Genomic DNA, 12,661 nt, shown 5'->3' on the forward strand with positions numbered 1-12,661 from the left:
ATAAGCACATTGCTTATTGTTTTTTGCATTTTCTCATCATTCCCAGATTAGCTTCATACATTGTGGTAAGAGGAAAAGGGGGAATGGCTGATGAATGAGGAAGAACGGAAAGCGCTGGAATATGCCATCAGTGAAATTACGGAAATTGCAAGCGGCTTTGGGTTAGATTTTTATCCCATGCGTTATGAAATTTGTCCGGCAGAAATAATTTATACATTCGGTGCTTATGGAATGCCTACTCGATTCTCACACTGGAGTTTCGGCAAACAATTTTATAAAATGAAGCTTCATTATGATTTAGGGTTAAGTAAGATTTATGAGCTTGTCATCAATTCTAATCCATGCTATGCGTTTTTACTGGACTCTAACGCCTTAATTCAAAACAAACTAATTGTCGCCCACGTATTGGCCCACTGTGATTTCTTTAAAAATAATGTTCGGTTCCAAAATACAAAGCGGGATATGGTAGAAAGCATGGCGGCAACTGCTGAAAGAATCCATCAATATGAAATTCAATATGGCAAAAAGGAAGTGGAACGCTTCCTTGATGCGGTTTTATCCATCGATGAACATATCGACCCATCACTTATGAGACCCAAACTAGCATGGTCCATGGAGGATGAAGAGGAAGAGGATGAAAATCCGCGAATTATCACGCCTTACGATGATCTCTGGAACTTAGATAGCAAAGAAAAGCCAGAAAAAAAGCAGAAGCGTAAAAAGAAATTCCCGCCAAGACCAGAAAAGGACTTATTATTATTTATAGAAACCTATAGCAGAGAACTGGAAGATTGGCAGCGGGATATTTTGACGATGATGCGAGAAGAGATGCTTTATTTCTGGCCGCAGTTAGAAACAAAAATCATGAATGAGGGATGGGCATCATACTGGCATCAAAGGATTTTAAGGGAAATGAATTTGACAAGCAGCGAAGCGATTGAATTTGCCAAACTGAATGCAGGCGTAGTTCAGCCTTCAAGGACAGGGATTAATCCTTACTATTTGGGGATTAAAATCTTTGAAGATATTGAGGAACGCTATAATAACCCAACTGAGGAGATGAAAAAAAGGGGAGTAGAACCTAATTCCGGGAGGGAAAAAATCTTTGAGGTCAGGGAAATTGAATCCGATATTTCATTTTTAAGGAATTATTTAACGAAAGATTTAGTCATGAGGGAGGATATGTACCTGTTCCAAAAACAAGGCCGAGATTACAAAGTGGTCGACAAGGAATGGGAAAATATCCGTGACCAATTAGTCAATATGCGTGTAAATGGGGGCTTTCCTTATATTACAGTTAATGATGGCGACTACTTAAAAAATGGAGAACTATATCTAAAGCACTGGTATGAAGGTGTAGAGTTGGACGTTAAATATCTAGAAAAGGTCCTTCCATATATTCATCAACTTTGGGGAAGAACTGTTCATATGGAATCAGCAGTAGAAGATCGGCCAATGTTATTTTCCTATGATGGGAAAGGAGTGCACAGAAAGTATTTATAACGTAAAATCTTGAATACAAAAGAAGGCAGCTGATTTTAGCTGCCTTCTTTTGTATTAGTTATGCTTGGCCAGTTTTTTTTTGAGTGCTTCTTCCACGGTTACATACTGATAACCCAAATCTTGGGCCACTGCTTCGTAAGTAATTTCCCCATTGGCCACATTAACGCCCAGTTTTAACGCTAAATTTTCCTCTATTGCTTTGCAAACACCTTTGTTGGCAATTTGCAGGGCATAAGGGACGGTTACATTGGTTAATGCAAGGGTGGATGTCCTTGGCACCGCACCTGGCATATTGGCTACTGAATAGTGAATAACCCCATATTTTTCAAAGGTCGGATTATCATGGGTGGTAACATGGTCGTCTGTTTCAACTATGCCACCCTGGTCAATAGCAACATCCACGATGACCGACCCAGGTTTCATCGTTTTAACCATTTCTTCCGTTACCAATTTGGGTGCTTTCGCTCCAGGAATCAGAACAGCTCCAATTAATAAATCAGCTTCTTTTACGGCCTCCGCGATGTTATATGGATTGGACATCAACGTTTTAATTTGGTTCCCAAAAATATCATCCAAATAACGCAGGCGGTCAGCACTTAGGTCAATAATGGTCACGTCCGCTCCTAATCCAATCGCCATTTTTGCAGCGTTTGTTCCAACAATCCCCCCGCCGATAATAGTCACTTTCCCGCGGCTCACTCCAGGTACACCACCTAAAAGAATTCCTTGGCCACCATTGTTTTTTTGTAGGAATTGCGCCCCAATCTGGGGTGCCATGCGACCTGCCACTTCACTCATTGGTGTCAGTAAGGGAAGAGTCTTGTTGACAGATACAGTCTCATAAGCAATCGCAATGACTCCACTGTCCTTTAAGGCCTTTGCCAGCAAAGGCTCTGCTGCTAGGTGCAAATAGGTGAACAATATTAACCCAGGACGGAAATATTGGTATTCAGCAGGAAGTGGCTCCTTCACTTTCATGATCATTTCAGCTCTTGCCCAAACCTGTTCGGCTCGGTCAAGAATCTCGGCTCCCGCTTTCAGGTAATCTTCGTTCGAAAATCCACTGCCTATTCCAGCATCTTTTTCTATTAAAACCGTGTTGCCAGCATTAACGAAGGATGTTACACCAGCAGGAGTCAGGGCAACACGATTTTCATTATTCTTAATTTCTTTAGGAACACCAATAAACATCACAATTCCCCCCCTAAATCATAAAAACAAAAGACTATGAATATAGTATAAAATGTTTCAAGAGGAATTTCCTTGTTAGGATTACAGAAAGATAATCTTCCTTTTTGGTGATTTCCACAAAACAGGCTAATTGTTAAACATGATATTTTTCTAGCTTTAAATCAATATACAGCATCATTTTTTGATTTGGTTCTTTTAGGTTAACTTGAGCTATTTCGGTAATCCGCTTTAACCGATAATTTAATGTATTAGTATGAATGTTTAACTGTTTAGCAGTATCATTTAAATTACTGTCATGGTCCAAATATACCTCTAATGTTTTTATTAGATTGCTGTTATGTTGGTGGTCATAATCGTGAAGTTTCCTTAGAGACTCATTCACGTAATCATTATTCTGACGGCTTTTTAACAGCAGATCGAAAAACTGATATATCCCCAGTTGCTGAAAACTAAACATCTTTTTCGTTTCAGCCGGAAATTTACTTTTAATTGATAAGACCGTTAATGTTTCATTATAGGCTTTGCCAATTTTCTGATAATCTTGATAAATGCCGCTATAAACAGGGGTGATACCGGTGATTTTATACCTTTCATTCATTTTTCCAACGAAAATCTGAGAGAAATGGTCAAGCTCCTCGGTTAAATTTTTAATTTGATCGGCAGAAGTCAATAATATAAGCTGGTCACAGTCAATTGTATAAAGTATGATTTTTAACCTTTGAATAGTTTTTAAGAGATACATTATATATTGTTCTTCTTTGCGGTTAATATTTTCTTGAAATTGAAAAACAAGGATGACAAATGATGTAGAAGGGGTGATTTTTAACGAACGAAAATGATCCAAGATTTCATCGTGAGATGTCAGATGCCCTGTTAACAGTTTCCAGAAAAGCTCTTGTGATCGTTCTTCTTTCTTATTTTTCCTTGTTTGTAGCTGTAGAAGTTTATTCTTGACAGCGTCTGCTGCCTTTTTTAATTGATATAATTCTTTATCGGAAAGGGATTTATCTATTTCTAATGCCCAAATAAATCCAAGAACCTCTTCGTTTTTCCAAATAGAGATAGCTACTCGATTTCCAAGTCCAATTTCGTTCATGGTTTGAACTCGGATCGGTTCTCTTGTCTTAAGAAGTGCGGGAATGGTACCTTCTTTCCATAATTGGTTAATGACTTTTTCCGGTACTCTGCGGCCGATGATGGTAGCAATTCTGGCCGGGTCAGTTCGTTCATCATGAGTACTGTAAGCTAAAAGCCGATGATTAGCATCCTCAATGGTTATGGGACATTTTAGAACTTGGCTTATTAAATCTGCAAATTCATCTAAACTATCAAAGGTGGTCCTAAAAGGATCATGAAGTGAATTGTCCAAAACGATTGACCTCCATTTATGGAATACTTAAAATAAGTCCTTTGTTTAATTTTACAAAATTATATGATAAATTTCTTGTTTTTCTACAAAAAAAAAGGGGCCCTTGTTGGGCCGCTTCAATTGGATTATTTAAATATGTTTTATCCTCTAGATCTTAATATTTTTAAGAATATTAATAGCAAAGATAATCACACCCAAGACCATCAATGTTCCCCCGACTGCAACTGCCGGAGCAGCTTTTTCCACTCCGGAAACTAACAAGGCAAGCCCAATCATCATGACCGGCAATGCGATATTGTGAAGCCAAAAATGGATTTTCGCTAGTGTCGTTTCACCTGCACCAGGGAATGCAACATAAATAAGTCCTGCAAGGGTCATAGCTGTCCAACCTAATAAATTAATATGGACATGCACAGGCGTAAAACTAAAACTTTCAGTCATGGACATAGCCATACCGATACATACACCAATGACAAAGTAAACCACAGAAATTTTAATAAATCTAACGCCCATTCTAATCCCACCTATCACACTAAAATGCTTACAGTAGTAAATATGTAGTGTTTTTGGGAAGTAGAACAGAGAAATCAAGGGACAAAATAAGGATTTTTTTATTTGGCTGTGCCGGGGAGATCATCCTCGACTCCTTTATTAAAAAATGATTTTGATAACTGATAATACAAGGCCAATTAAAAATCCGCAGACCGCTCCATTAACACGTATCCATTGCAAGTCTTTGCCGACATTTGTTTCAATCATGTGAATTAATGTCTTAGTTTCCAGTTTATCTAAATTTTCACGTACAAGGTTGCCGATTTTGGAATGGTTTTTTTCAACAAAGCTAGATATATGTTCTTTCAACCAGCCTTCGAGCTTCTCCATCTTTTCCTTATCGTTGGTTATTCCTTTTATACTATCTTGGAATAGGGGAAGGATAAATTCTTCATAAAAATTTTCGTTTTCTACATAGGATATTATTTTCTGCTGAGTTTGTGAAAGAAAGTCCACAATCCTTTGTTCCCCATCCCAATTAGATATAATATTAGTTTTGAGCAGTTCTAATTCTATATAAAGTTTCTCGTCCGTTTTTAAACCTTCCAACTTTTGTTGTATATGGTAAAGCAGGTTTTGTCTATTGGGATTAATGGGATCACGGAAGCTGTCAATGCCCTTTAGTATCAGATTTTGAATGATATTTCCCAATTTTTCTTCGTTAATAAGGTTACTAAATGACCGTAATGCAAATTGCATAATCCCATCTGCTTTGATATTTTCAATCATTCCAACTGCCATTCCGCCAAGACGGTATTTTGTACTATCCTTTTTTGCCCATTCATCCACTTCATTAAGGACAAAGTCGAGTGACTTTTCATCATATTTTCTACTCTTTATTTGGTCAAGAAGTACTGGAAGAATGGATTGTAATTGGAAATTCTGGAGTTGAGACTTCAGCTCTTTTTCTAAAAAGGGTGCAAATTTTTTAACATTAACTTTACCAATTAGTTGTTTAATCACTGCAACGGTATTGACTTTAGCAGCTGGTGATTGAATTTCCCTGTTGATAAGGGAAAAAAGCTTTTCTGAAAACTGAAAAGTATTTATCTTCGCACGAATGCTTTCCATTGTCAGCCAGTCGTTTTCAAGCATTGAAATGATTTTATCAATAATTTTAGTCCGGTTTTTTGGCAGCAATGCTGTATGAGGAATGGGCAGTCCCATTGGATGCCGAAACAAGGCAGTCACTGCAAACCAATCCGCAAGTCCGCCCACTAATCCTGCTTCAAACCCCCCCTGGAGAACCGTTTTCCAAGTGGACGGATTTAAAGGAAGTGTTAACAGGAATCCGGCTGCCATTATAATTAAGGAGATAGTCGCCAAATGTTTTGAATTGTTTTTCTGTACTGCCATTTTATGTACCTCTCATTTTAAATTTAAATCATGATATTGCTATTATCTCAATTTTGCATGAAAAAGCAAAAAAAAAACCTCTTTTTATGGTAAGTGACCTTTAAAAAGAGGTTTCTTTTGTTTAATATATTGGGCCTATTCTTATGATGAGGTTTTTTTTCGGGTAGGTTTGATATGGGTGATTAAACCATCTAAATCTGTGATATAAAACTGTGTTTGTGGTTCTGTTTTAAGATATTTCCCTTGACGCAGTTGAAAATAATTGACTCGATGTTGCGGGTCAAATTGGAGCATTGGATACTCTCGATGTTCTTTAACATACTGATCAACTGCCCTTTGAACATGATCCATCTCAGTGGCAATTTGTTTTTCTTCTTCTTCGAATAAATCATAGGTTTCTTTAGACATGTAGAATTTCTGGGAGGGAATGCCATTAAGTATTGAAGCGAGCTGTTTAAAATCAATACTATTATCATCCTGAACCAGAATGGTTCGATAAACACCTTTTGGCAGCTGTTCGGAAAATTTCCTGATTGCTTTTCGGACTTCATCGATGGTTACATCAATAATGGGATATGATTCTTCCTTGTTCAGAGTGTTATTTGCATTTTTATGTTTTAAATGCAAACCTTTTGTCCCTGTCAATTTAATGTATTTTAGTATCATCGAATATATCGTAAGTGTTCCAACTCCAATCCCTAATAATGTGCTGACAACTGTAAATATTGAATGAAAGTTATATTGTGTGTCAATCCAATTTCCTAATTTATAGCCTCCATATACACAAACTGCAATGGAAATACCAAAAACCATAGATAGAGAAAGAGTCTTCATGAGGAAAGTTGAAAATTCACTCCAATGGTTAATTTCCTCTTTTCTACCTTTCTCAAAGAAACTTCTCACATCTTTTTTCATTTCTTCTGAAACTGAATTATCATTAAGAAATCCTTCTAAATAATCCCATTCAGATTTCCCTTCATTTTTTAAAAGACAGGCAGTTTTTTCAATTGACCCCTTTGTGTAATGTACGTATATCCATTTTTCCTCAAAGCCCAGTTCAAGTTCCTCCGTTACTCTCCCCAAGTATTTGATAAACTTGTGCTTCATTCTGTTTACGCCCCCTTATAATGCTCTGTTTGCGTAAGTATAAGGTTCTGAGAAGAGAAGGCTCCCTTGTTGGATTCTGTTACTATTTGTTTGGCCTCCTCTTTTGCGGATTCAATAATAACCTTCGCTTCATTTTCACCGTGTTTTCTTATTTCTCTTGCGTCCATTCTAGCCTGCTTTAAAATGTTTTCACTTGCAGCAAGATTCTTTTCGGCTTCAAGTTTATACTGTTCAGTAAGCTGTAACTGATTTTCTATGTGATGTTTTCGTTTGTCAAGAATTCCCACCATTTTCTTAAAAACGAATTTTTTTAATGCAAAAACAAGGACTGTAAAAAGACCAGCTTGATACAACATGGTTCCTAACGAAATAGGAAGCCCAAAAACTGTAATATCACTCAACCCGGATCAGCTCCTTTTATGGTTCATGTTAACCGGTGTGAAATATAAACCATCGTAAGTGTTACAAAAATATAGGCTTGAATCGCGCCGATAAAGATGCAAAACGCCTGCCAAATAATCATTGGAACAGCAGTTAGGAAAGCGGTTACAAAACCGTGCGTAACAGAACTGGCCAATAATGCTAACATTACTTCCCCGGCATAAATATTCCCAAATAATCTCAAACCTAAAGTCAGAGTAGTAGAAAACTGTTCAATGAGATTAATAGGGAATAGAGCTGCAAAGGGCCTGAAGAAACTAAGGAAATAATGTTTTAATCCATTGGTGCGTATATCAAGAAAGTGAGTATAGATGATAATCATTATAGCTAAAGTCATCGTGACATGTGCATCTGCAGTTGGAGATTTCCACCATATTACAGGTTGGTCTTTAGAGGTAACAATAGAAAATGGAATACCCATAAAATTAGCAATCACTAAATACATCATTAATGTAACACCAGTAGATAAGATAAATAAATTGTTTGAGGCACCCATACAGGTGTTCATGATGTCTTTTACGAATTCAATAACCCATTCCATAAAATTTTGCGCTCTTTTAGGAACGTGATCTGCAGGGTTTCGGGTAAACAAGTACGCAAGGAAGAAAACAATAATAGCAGCAATTGTGCTTGTTAAAATGATGGAAAGATCAAAAGTGAAACCCAGCCAGACAACCTGTGGTCTTGTGTATTCGATGATGTTCACCCCCTTTCTTGATCAGGTACGGAACTTCATGAAAAACTAGGTCAAAAGAATCATTATGTACACTATTATTATATAAAAGAAATGTCGTTATTGTAATATAGTTCACAATTTATTACTAATTTTCTGAAAAGTAAGATTAGCAAAGTATAAAAACTATCAACAATTAAATGTGTTATAACCTTCTTTAACGGAGATTTGTTTCATAATGGAGAAATTGCAGAAAAAAATTTTTTGTAACATTTTTATACTTTCCACGTCTTATTATATGTTGTAAAATAAACACGGCTCAAAAATAGAGAAAATTGGGGGAAAAAACATGAAGAAATTACTATTATTAACTGCATCTATAATGATCACATTAGGACTTGCTGCATGTTCAAGCAGCAATGATACGGAAAAGAAGGATGCAAACGAAACTACAACAACTCCTAAAGTTGATGTGAAAAAAGAATTAGTCAAATTTTATAATGAGCTTGGCAATAAAATTAACGCAGAAGATGCTGATTTAAATGCTTATATCGCTAAGGCTACAGCGGAAGATGCAAAGCCTGAAGATCTGCCAACACCAGAAGAAAAGACTGCCGCAAGTGAAGCAGCTGCAGCAGTTGCTTCAGAGCTTTCAAACGTAACCATTCCAGAAGGCCTAAAAGACCAAAAAGCAGACCTCGAGGCAGCAGTAAAAGATTTTGCAGCAGCCTATACTGAAAAAGCTGAAGAGTTGAAAAAAGATGCTCCTAATTTAGATGCAGGAACTGAAACCTTCGCAAGTGGCGAAGAAAAGCTTGGTAAAGTTTTTGAAAGTGCAAAACTATTCGCACCAAGCTTAGACAAACAAGTAAATTAATTATAAGAACAAGCCAGGTTTTTAATCTGGCTTGTTCTTTTTCCTGTGGATGGGGAGGTTAAACTTCTCTTATAGGTATTTGGAGAACAACTAGAACACTGATTAATGAATCGGTTTGTAGGTGATTTGTAATTCATTTAATTGATCATCTACAGTCATGCAGGTTTCTGTTTCTTCAAAAAACCATATATCATTGCCATCCACAAGAAAAGTGATACCATTAATTTGTTTTTTTAAACCTATATTTGCTGGTGTTTCTGCTGAAAAAGCAAGAGTAAAGCCCTTATTTTTTTCTCCAAATCCAGCATATTGAGGAAACATGCGGATGTTGGAAAGCATATTATTCTCAAATTCTTGTTTAAACCATGTAGCAGCTTTTTCATCAATATTAATTAACATGTCAGCACCAGCCTTTTTAAAATGAGTAATTGGTTTTATAGGGGGATTAAGCTGTTAATTTTCATCCCATCACTTACATGTTTAGAATATAAAATTCCTCCATTATTGCATGTGATAAATTTCACATAGCTTCCCTGAATTAATATGATGTTAAAAAGTGTTCAATTATTCGTATTAAAATTGGCACAATTTCATAGCTGCAAACTCATAAAAATGCCTCTGCTGAAAAGAATACGATAGAACTGCTTAATGTCGATACATTTTGTTCCGATTATTGTAACATACATATAGTAGTAACGATGTTAATATAGAGGAAAGAAGAAAAGAGGGATTGCCCATGGAACAAGAATTTGGGAATTTAAATAATGGTGCTGCCGATATCAAAACATTGATCGAAATATTTAATAAGACGTTAGAAAAAATTGAAAAGAGATTATCAAGATTAGAGAAGGTTGACAGCATTGAACATCGTGTAGCTGTAAATCAAATTGATCTGTCGGATATAAAGGAAGCATTGGAAAGAATTGAGGATATCCATAAAAGGGAAATCGAGCATATTCATCGCCGACTTGATTCCCATTTGGTGAAAATAGCAAAATCAGAAGAGGAAATTATAATACTAAAATCAAAATAACATACAGCCTATTATTGATGCTGTATATGTAAAAAAGGCAGGTTCAGGAAGGACATCAGCCCACCAGAACCTGCCTTTTCCAAGGTATAAAGAAATAAATAATAAAAAGTTATTTATGAAGCAGAGTCTTGAAGCCCAAATAAAGCAGGGCAGCTACAAAGATAAGGACTACAATTGCTCCAATAATAACCAAAACGGTTGCCAAACTGGCTAAAAATTGAACAGCCGCAACCTTTATTAGGGCAAAGCCAGCCAGGATACAAGCCAAATATAAAAGTGCATGATAATTAAACAAATTACTCATTGATTATCCCCTCCTTACTGCAACTTATGCAAAGGAGGAGATATTTGTTTGGACATTTGGCCCATTTATAGGCTAAAAAAATAGACCTGCGATGAGGTCTATTTCCTGTTATTATGACAAGGCTTCAGATTCCGCTAACGGCATTTGTTTTATGTTTGTTTCATTAATTTCAGCTGTTTTGGTTACTTCAATATATTTAATATGATGTTCATCCATCTCAGCGATTTTAAAGGTATATCCGTCATATAACACGATATCACCCTGTTTTGCTTCATAATTTTCGGTTAAAATCCACCCGCCAATTGTATCGACATCTTCCTCGTCAATCTCAATTCCCAATAAATCATTAACTTCCGTTACTAACACCTTTGAATCAATGATATAATGATTTTCTTTGATTCTGCGAATCTCAGGAACTTCATCCATATCAAATTCATCACGAATCTCACCGACAATTTCTTCCAGTATATCTTCAACCGTTACAATTCCTGATGTCCCACCATATTCATCCATTAATACAGCCATATGCATCCGATCTTTTTGCATTTTTACAAGTAAATCATGAATTGGAATCGTTTCTATTACTCTGATAATTGGCCGGATATAATTTTCCAAGGTTTGTGCGGATAGTTTCTCATTTCCGATTAAATCGGTCATTATTTCTTTTATATTAACAAGGCCGATAATATGGTCCTTATCTCCATCGATAATTGGATATCTTGTGTATTTCTCCTCACGAATAACCTTAAGGAAAGTCTCTAGTGTATCATCCATGGATAGTGAGATGATCTCCGTTCTTGGTACCATGATTTCCTTTGCAATCCGATCATCAAAATCAAAAATCTTATTTACATACTTAAACTCTGACTGGTTAATTTCGCCACTTTTATAGCTCTCCGATAGAATAATTCGAAGTTCTTCCTCTGTGTGAGCAAGTTCATTCTCAGAAACCGGTTTTAATCCAAAAAGACTGGAAACGATCCGTGCGGAACCATTTAGGACCCAAATGAATGGATACATCACCTTATAAAAAAGGATTAGTGGGCGTGCCATATTTAATGTAATCCACTCAGCCTTCTGAATAGCCAGTGTCTTTGGTGCAAGCTCTCCTACAACAACATGCAGAAAGGTAATGATTACAAATGCCAATGAGACGGATAATATTTTTGTTGCATTATCGGGAATGCTCAATGCATGAAATACCGGGTCAAGCAAATGTTCAATGGTTGATTCCCCGATCCAACCTAAACCAAGAGCCGTTACGGTGATACCTAACTGGCAGGCAGATAGGTACTCATCTAAATTTGAAATCACTCTTTTTGCAGAGACTGCCTTCGAACTTCCTTCCTCGATTAACTGATCAATCCTTGAACTTCGAATCTTAACTATAGCAAATTCCGAAGTTACAAAGAAAGCCGTTAAAGCAATTAAAATGGCTATCAAAACCAAGTTAAATATGTCCAAATAAATTCCCTTATCCCGTTTTTTACGACGAGTAAGGTGTCACCTCCTAATTTTTTACAATCAACTTGAAACTCTCAATAGGGATTGCATTAAAGCCGATCTCAATAAACTTAGATTACTCGTCAATTTTTCTTTTTGTTGTTCATCCAACTTTTCAAGAAAGGGGATGAGGTCAAATAAATCATTTTCAAGCTGCTTCATTTGCTGGGCGACCGCACTGACATGCTTATCAACTTCTGATGCTTGAAGATTTCTTGATTTTCTCATATCTAGTTTTCTTCTAATCTCGTCAAGCGGTATATGCAAACTTTTACATTCTTCTATAAATCTTAGATCATTTAGTGACTCATCTGTATAAATCCGATAATTGGATTTTGAGCGCTCGGCGACGAGTAGGCCTATAGATGTATAATAGTCAATCGTGCGTTTAGAGATCCTTGCTTTTTGAGCTAATTCCCCAATACGATAGACAGCCCCATCATACCACCTCATTTTTCTAAATTACCAATAATTATACTTCATTTAAAACCGTACAGTCAAACGTTCTAGTTCTTGTGGGTATTGATATCTACATTTTATGGAACGAAATAGGTAATATGAATGAAATATGAAAAAAAAGCACCACAATCCATTTGATAAATGGTGCTAGTGCTTTTATGAGGAAGGCTGTGTTAAAAGCTATTGTTGATTTTTAACCAGGTAATTGGGAGCGGAAGGCGCGAAGACTCCTGCGGGAGTACGGGGCTGGGGAGACCCCGCAGGCGATTTCATCGCCGAGTTATCATGAACGA

The 12,661-nt window shown here is 36.5% G+C and carries 14 protein-coding genes; 3 read left to right on the forward strand and 11 right to left on the reverse strand.

Translation table 11 applies throughout. The features are described 5' to 3' along the window. Positions 1-90 precede the first annotated feature (90 nt). Positions 91-1,503 (forward strand): SpoVR family protein, encoded by a 1,413-nt coding sequence (locus BN2425_RS03680; RefSeq protein WP_042455129.1) that lies wholly within the window; start codon positions 91-93, stop codon positions 1,501-1,503. Between the two features lie 54 nt (positions 1,504-1,557). On the opposite strand, the gene ald is transcribed toward BN2425_RS03680, so the two are convergent. The 7 genes from ald to atpB all read right to left on the reverse strand — a co-directional run bounded on the left by ald (position 1,558) and on the right by atpB (position 8,225). Further along, on the reverse strand, positions 1,558-2,694 hold the full coding sequence (gene ald / locus BN2425_RS03685) for an alanine dehydrogenase (RefSeq protein WP_042455131.1): 1,137 nt from the start codon (positions 2,692-2,694) through the stop codon (positions 1,558-1,560). 133 nt (positions 2,695-2,827) lie between these two features. Next, complete coding sequence (locus BN2425_RS03690) at positions 2,828-4,063, reverse strand: PucR family transcriptional regulator (protein ID WP_042455133.1); 1,236 nt, start codon at positions 4,061-4,063, stop codon at positions 2,828-2,830. A 147-nt stretch (positions 4,064-4,210) separates the two neighbouring features. Beyond that, entirely contained in the window at positions 4,211-4,576 is a 366-nt protein-coding gene (locus BN2425_RS03695; protein ID WP_042455136.1) for a cytochrome-c oxidase, read from the reverse strand. A gap of 138 nt (positions 4,577-4,714) precedes the next feature. Continuing rightward, positions 4,715-5,971: a DUF445 domain-containing protein gene (locus tag BN2425_RS03700; protein WP_042455139.1), complete on the reverse strand. Its 1,257-nt coding sequence runs from the start codon at positions 5,969-5,971 to the stop codon at positions 4,715-4,717. A 141-nt stretch (positions 5,972-6,112) separates the two neighbouring features. Next, positions 6,113-7,078, reverse strand: coding sequence for an AtpZ/AtpI family protein (locus BN2425_RS03705; RefSeq protein WP_042455141.1), 966 nt, complete (start codon positions 7,076-7,078; stop codon positions 6,113-6,115). Between the two features lie 5 nt (positions 7,079-7,083). Next, positions 7,084-7,479: an ATP synthase F0 subunit B gene (locus tag BN2425_RS03710; RefSeq protein ID WP_042455143.1), complete on the reverse strand. Its 396-nt coding sequence runs from the start codon at positions 7,477-7,479 to the stop codon at positions 7,084-7,086. A 23-nt stretch (positions 7,480-7,502) separates the two neighbouring features. Next, a complete protein-coding gene (atpB, locus tag BN2425_RS03715; protein WP_235714564.1) occupies positions 7,503-8,225 on the reverse strand; it encodes a F0F1 ATP synthase subunit A in 723 nt (240 codons plus the stop codon). 316 nt (positions 8,226-8,541) lie between these two features. On the opposite strand from atpB, the gene BN2425_RS03720 reads away from it, so the two are divergent. Further along, the gene (locus tag BN2425_RS03720) at positions 8,542-9,069 is read left to right on the forward strand and encodes a hypothetical protein (RefSeq protein WP_052352764.1); all 528 of its coding nucleotides are present in this window, start codon (positions 8,542-8,544) and stop codon (positions 9,067-9,069) included. Positions 9,070-9,171: 102 nt separating this feature from the next. Here the strand turns inward: BN2425_RS03720 and BN2425_RS03725 are convergent, their stop codons facing one another. Next, positions 9,172-9,468 carry a HesB/YadR/YfhF family protein gene (locus BN2425_RS03725; protein ID WP_042455145.1) on the reverse strand — a complete coding sequence of 99 codons (297 nt, stop codon included), beginning with the start codon at positions 9,466-9,468 and terminating at the stop codon, positions 9,172-9,174. Positions 9,469-9,805: 337 nt separating this feature from the next. Here BN2425_RS03725 and BN2425_RS03730 point away from each other — a divergent pair, with 337 nt between their 5' ends. Then, the gene (locus BN2425_RS03730; RefSeq protein ID WP_042455148.1) at positions 9,806-10,102 is read left to right on the forward strand and encodes a hypothetical protein; all 297 of its coding nucleotides are present in this window, start codon (positions 9,806-9,808) and stop codon (positions 10,100-10,102) included. Between the two features lie 109 nt (positions 10,103-10,211). Here BN2425_RS03730 and BN2425_RS03735 read toward each other — a convergent pair whose 3' ends face one another. From BN2425_RS03735 to BN2425_RS03745, 3 genes are all read right to left on the reverse strand, one after another. Then, positions 10,212-10,406 (reverse strand): hypothetical protein, encoded by a 195-nt coding sequence (locus tag BN2425_RS03735; RefSeq protein WP_042455150.1) that lies wholly within the window; start codon positions 10,404-10,406, stop codon positions 10,212-10,214. Positions 10,407-10,517: 111 nt separating this feature from the next. Beyond that, a complete protein-coding gene (locus BN2425_RS03740; protein WP_042455152.1) occupies positions 10,518-11,870 on the reverse strand; it encodes a hemolysin family protein in 1,353 nt (450 codons plus the stop codon). A gap of 60 nt (positions 11,871-11,930) precedes the next feature. Then, a complete protein-coding gene (locus BN2425_RS03745) occupies positions 11,931-12,362 on the reverse strand; it encodes a MerR family transcriptional regulator (protein ID WP_042455154.1) in 432 nt (143 codons plus the stop codon). Positions 12,363-12,661 lie beyond the last annotated feature (299 nt).

Origin of the sequence: Neobacillus dielmonensis, assembly GCF_000612665.1 — a bacterium.
Lineage (GTDB): Bacteria > Bacillota > Bacilli > Bacillales > Cytobacillaceae > Neobacillus > Neobacillus dielmonensis.